This window comes from Actinoplanes sp. NPDC048791 (assembly GCF_040650095.1).
Taxonomy (GTDB): Bacteria; Actinomycetota; Actinomycetes; order Mycobacteriales; family Micromonosporaceae; genus Actinoplanes.
This window is the reverse complement of sequence record NZ_JBEZGQ010000655.1, coordinates 1-4,896: the sequence shown is the minus strand read 5'-3', so window position 1 is coordinate 4,896 and position 4,896 is coordinate 1. Positions and strand designations below refer to the sequence as shown.

The window sequence follows — 4,896 nt, the reverse complement described above, 5'->3', positions numbered from 1 at the left end:
GCCGGGCCAGCCGGCTGATCGCGGTCCGGGCCCCGGCCTGGCTGTCGCACGCCTCGGCCAGCAGGGCGACGATGGCCGCCGAGGGCAGCCAGGCCCGGTTGCGCAGGGTGTAGTCGGCCAGCAGGGTCACCGTCAGCCCCTGCGGCGAGCTGCCCGCCTGCCGGCGGGGCAGCCGCACCGTCTCCGCGGCGTCATCCGGAAAGATCTCCTCGATGTCGTACGGACTTGTCACGCGCCGACTGTAACGGCATCCGGTGACCTCATTCGATTGACCTCTGTCGATTGACAGTTTGCGGTCCTGGGTGCACGCTAACTGCCATACGACGGGGGTTCGCGCCGGGCCGCGCGACAGATGCCGTGACCCAGGGCAGTCACGCGTACGTCTCCGACGATGTTGTGCGCCGTGATGATCCGGCGTGCACCGGTTCTGCCTTCCCCAGGAGTGACAAGGCATGAAGATCAGACGTCATCTTTTGCTGGCCGTCGCCACCGCGCTGGCCCTCATCGGGCTCGCCGTCCCGGCCGCCCGGCCCGCGTACGCGGCCTCGCTGACCGAGGTGACCAGCTTCGGCAGCAACCCGGGCGGGATGCGCATGCACATCTACGTCCCGGACGCGCGCCCGGCCAACCCCGCGATCGTGGTGGCCATGCACGGGTGCGGCGGCTCCGGTCCCGGCTTCTACTCCGGCAGCGAGTTCGCCTCGCTGGCCGACCGGTACGGGTTCATCGTGATCTACCCGTCCGCGATGCAGGAAGCCGGCTTCGGCAAGTGCTTCGACACCTGGTCGGCGGCGGCCAAGCAGCGCAACGGCGGCAGCGACCCGGTCTCGATCGCCTCCATGGTGGCCTACGCCGGCCAGCGGTACGGCGGCGACCAGAACCGGGTGTACGCCACCGGCAGCTCGTCCGGCGGCATGATGACCCAGCACATGCTCGCCCTCTACCCCGATCTGTTCAAGGCCGGCGCCGCGTTCATGGGCGTACCGTTCAACTGCTTCGCCAACGCGGCCGACTATCCGCCCGGCGGGCAGTGCACAGGTGGCAGCATGAACCGCACGCCGCAACAGTGGGGTGACGCTGTCCGGCAAGCCTCGCCCGGCTTCTCCGGCGCTCGTCCGAGGGTGCAGCTCTGGCACGGCACGAGCGACACGCTGGTGCCGTACTCCCTGCTCCAGGAGTCGATCGAGCAGTGGACCAACGTGTTCGGGCTCAGCCAGACACCGTCGTCCAGCGACACCCCGCAGGCGAACTGGAACCGCCGCCGCTACGCCGACGCCGCGGGCACGGTGCAGGTCGAGGCGTACAGCATCCAGGGTGCCGGGCACAGCCTGCCCAGCACCGGAATGGCCGCCGCCGCCATCGCCTTCTTCGGCCTCACCACGCCGCCGTCGACGCCGCCCTCCACGCCACCGTCAACGCCACCGTCGACCCCGCCCTCCACCCCGCCGTCGACGCCGCCCGCGACCGGGGCGTGCCGGGTCACCGACATGATCAGCGCCTGGAACACCGGCCTGACCGCGAACATCACCATCACCAACACCGGGGCCACCGCCGTCAACGGCTGGTCGCTGGTCTTCACCCTGCCCGGCGGCCAGAGCATCACCTCCGGGTGGAACGCCACCTACTCCCCCGCCACCGGTCAGGTGACAGCCCGCAACGTCGGCCACAACGCGGCCATCGCTCCCGGCGGCTCGGTCACCGTCGGGTTCCAGGCCACCCACACCGGCAACACCGGGCGGCCGCCCTCGTTCAGCCTCAACGGCGCGTCCTGCACCGTCGCGTGAGCCGTCCGAACGCACCAGACAGGAGGAAACCAATGACAGTGAGACCATGGCGCCGGCTCCTCGCCGCGGCCGCCACCGCCGGGACGATCCTGGTCGCCGCGGGAGTCGTGGGGCTGACCGGGGGCACCGCCTCGGCGGCCACCGCGGGCTGCGGCAAGACCCCGACCCTGCGCGACGGCACCTACACGATCCAGAGCGGCGGCCAGAACCGCTCGTACATCCTGCGGCTGCCGGGCAACTACAGCAACAGCCGGGCGTACCGGCTCGTCGTCGGGCTGCACTGGCTCAACGGCAGCGCCAACGACGTCGTCGGCAACGGCTTCTACGGCCTGCAGCAGCGCGCCGAGAACAGCGCCATCTTCGTGGCCCCGCAGGGTCTCGACGCGGGCTGGGCCAACACCGGCGGGCGGGACGTCACGCTGGTCGACGACATCCTGCGGGTGGTCGAGAACGACCTCTGCGTCGACCCGGCGCAGCGGTTCGCGCTGGGCTTCAGCTACGGCGGCGCGATGAGCTACGCCCTGGCCTGCGCCCGGCCCACCGTGTTCCGGGCGGTCGCCCCGATCGCCGGCGCCCAGCTCAGCGGCTGCGCCGGGGGTACGCAGCCGGTCGCCTACTTCGGGATCCACGGCATCCGCGACAGCGTCCTGAACATCTCCCAGGGCCGGTCGATCCGGGACACCTTCGTACGCGCCAACGGCTGCACCGCGCAGAACCCACCGGAGCCGGCCCAGAACAGCGGCACCCACATCACCACCGCGTACGCGGGCTGCCGGGCCGGATATCCGGTCCAGTGGGCGGCGCACGACGGTGACCACGTCCCGCTGCCGACCGACCGCAACGCCTCGACGTCCTGGGTCTCCGCCGAGGTGTGGCGGTTCTTCACCCAGTTCGGCGACACCACCCCGCCGTCGAGCCCGGCGCCCGGACCCTCGACGCCCGGACCCACGACGCCCGGACCGACCACCCCGGCGCCCGAGACCGGCGCCTGCCGGGCCACCGCCACCGTCAACGCCTGGAACAACGGGCTGACGAGCAACATCACCGTCACGAACACCGGCAGCGCCGCCATCAACGGCTGGGCCCTGGCCTTCACCCTGCCGGCGGGTCAGAGCATCACCGGCGGCTGGAGCGCCACCTACTCGCCCACGTCCGGACGGGTCACGGCGACCAACGTCAGCTACAACGCGAGCCTGGCCCCCGGAGCGTCGGTCAGCTTCGGGTTCCAGGCCACCCACACCGGCAACAGCGGAGCCCCGAGCACGTACGCGCTCAACGGCTCCGCCTGCACCACCGCCTGACGGGAGCTGAGGTCCAGGGCGACCTGGACCTCAGTCCTTGCCGATCCCGCTCGTGAGGCCGCCGATGAGCTGCCGTTCGGCGAACGCGTAACACACCAGCGACGGCAGCATCGCCAGCGTGACGTAGGCGAGGATCCGCGCGGTGTCCGCCGAGTACTGCGACTGGAACTGCTGGACGCCCAGCGGCAGCGTCCACCAGCGCGAGTCGTTGAAGACGATCAGCGGCAGCAGGAAGTTGTTCCAGCTGCCGACCACGGCGAGCACCGAGACGGTGCCCAGGGCGGGCCGGGACATCGGCAGCAGGATGCGCCAGAAGAACCGGAACGGGCCGCAGCCGTCGAGCACCGCGGACTCCTCGACCTCCGCCGGGATCGTGCGGAAGAAACTGCGCAGGATGACGATGGTGATCGGCAGGCCGAAAGCCGCCTGCGGCAGGATCACCCCGAGCGGGTTGTTCAGCAGGTTCATCTCGCGCAGCAGGACGAACAACGGCAGGATCGCCACGGCGAACGGGAACATCAGCCCGATCGCGAAGAGCATGAACAGCAGCTCCCGGCCCGGGAAGGCATAGCGGGCAAAGATGTACGCGGCCATCGCGCCGACCAGCACCACCAGCACCGTGCTGGCGATGGCCACGCTGAGGCTGTTGGTCGCCTGCAACCAGAAGGCTCCCGAGCCGAGGGTGTCGAGATAGTTGCCGGGCACCCACGGATCGGGCAGCCCGAACGGGTTGGCGAACAGCTGGCCGTTGTCCTTGAAGCCACCGAGGATGCCGAAGACGATCGGCACCACCACGACGGCGCCCACGAGAATGCTGACGACATGTAGCGCGCCCGCCCGCGCGACGCGGCGTGGATTGCGGGGCCTGCGCCCGGTGGCGACGGTCGTGCTCATCGCTGGTCTCCGATCGTGGTGATCGCGCCCTCGAGGTCCCGGCGCAGGACAAAACGCTGGTACAGCAGGCCGAAGGTGAGGCTGATCAGGAAGATCGCCATGCTGATGGCGCTGGCGTAGCCCACGTGGAACCGTTTGAAGCCCTCCTGGAACATCGTCACGGCGAGGGTCTCCGAGGACCGGATCGGGCCACCGCCGGTGAGCACCCAGACCATGTCGAACAGCTGGATGGTGCCGAGGATCGACAGGAACACGCTGATCCGGATGGTCGGTCCCAGCAGCGGCAGGGTGATGCGCCGGAACGCCTGCCACGGCCCGGCCCCGTCGATGGCCGCGGCGTCGTGCAGCTCCGGCGGGATGCTCTGGCGGCCGGCCAGGTAGAGGATCGTGTGGAAGCCGAAGTACTTCCACGAGATCACCAGGAACAGCGAGTACATGACGGTGTCGGGGTCGGCCAGCCAGGTGGCGCCCAGGTCACCCAGCCCGATGAGCTGGGTGACGTGGTTGGCCAGGCCCTGATTGGGCGAGAAGATCATCGTGAACAGGACCGCGGTGACCACCTCGGACAACACGTACGGGGTGAAGAACAGCATCCGGTAGGCGCGCCGGCCCCGCAGCGGCTGGTTGAGCAGCATGGCCAGTGCCAGCGAGACCGGGAGCTGGATCGCCAGCGAGAGCACCACCAGCAGCAGCGCCCGGCGCAGGTCGCCCACGAAGATCTCGTCGGTCAGCAGCCGGTGGAAGTTCTCCAGCCCGACGAACGCGGTCGGTGCGCCGAAGCCGTTCCAGTCGAAGAAGCTGCCGTACGCGGCGATCACGATCGGGGTGAGCACCAGCACGGCGAACAGCACCAGGGCGGGGCTCAGGAACGCCACCACGGTGAGCCAGGGTCGCCGCCGGCGCGGGGTGGGCCCGGC

4 protein-coding genes and 1 pseudogene are annotated in these 4,896 nt (G+C 70.1%); 2 read left to right on the top strand and 3 right to left on the bottom strand.

The window, feature by feature from the left end:
* A pseudogene (locus AB0C29_RS33765) lies at window positions 1–232 on the bottom strand (PaaX family transcriptional regulator); the annotation flags it as partial.
* Window positions 233–452: 220 nt separating this feature from the next.
* Here AB0C29_RS33765 and AB0C29_RS33760 point away from each other — a divergent pair.
* Complete coding sequence (locus AB0C29_RS33760) at window positions 453–1,784, top strand: PHB depolymerase family esterase (protein ID WP_360828930.1); 1,332 nt, start codon at window positions 453–455, stop codon at window positions 1,782–1,784.
* 32 nt (window positions 1,785–1,816) lie between these two features.
* Window positions 1,817–3,085, top strand: coding sequence for a cellulose binding domain-containing protein (locus AB0C29_RS33755; protein ID WP_360828927.1), 1,269 nt, complete (start codon window positions 1,817–1,819; stop codon window positions 3,083–3,085).
* Between the two features lie 30 nt (window positions 3,086–3,115).
* Here the strand turns inward: AB0C29_RS33755 and AB0C29_RS33750 are convergent, their stop codons facing one another.
* Entirely contained in the window at window positions 3,116–3,979 is an 864-nt protein-coding gene (locus AB0C29_RS33750) for a carbohydrate ABC transporter permease (RefSeq protein ID WP_360828925.1), read from the bottom strand.
* Window positions 3,976–4,896: sugar ABC transporter permease (locus tag AB0C29_RS33745; RefSeq protein WP_360828922.1), on the bottom strand; the 921-nt coding region annotated here is incomplete at its 5' end. The genes AB0C29_RS33745 and AB0C29_RS33750, both read right to left, overlap by 4 nt.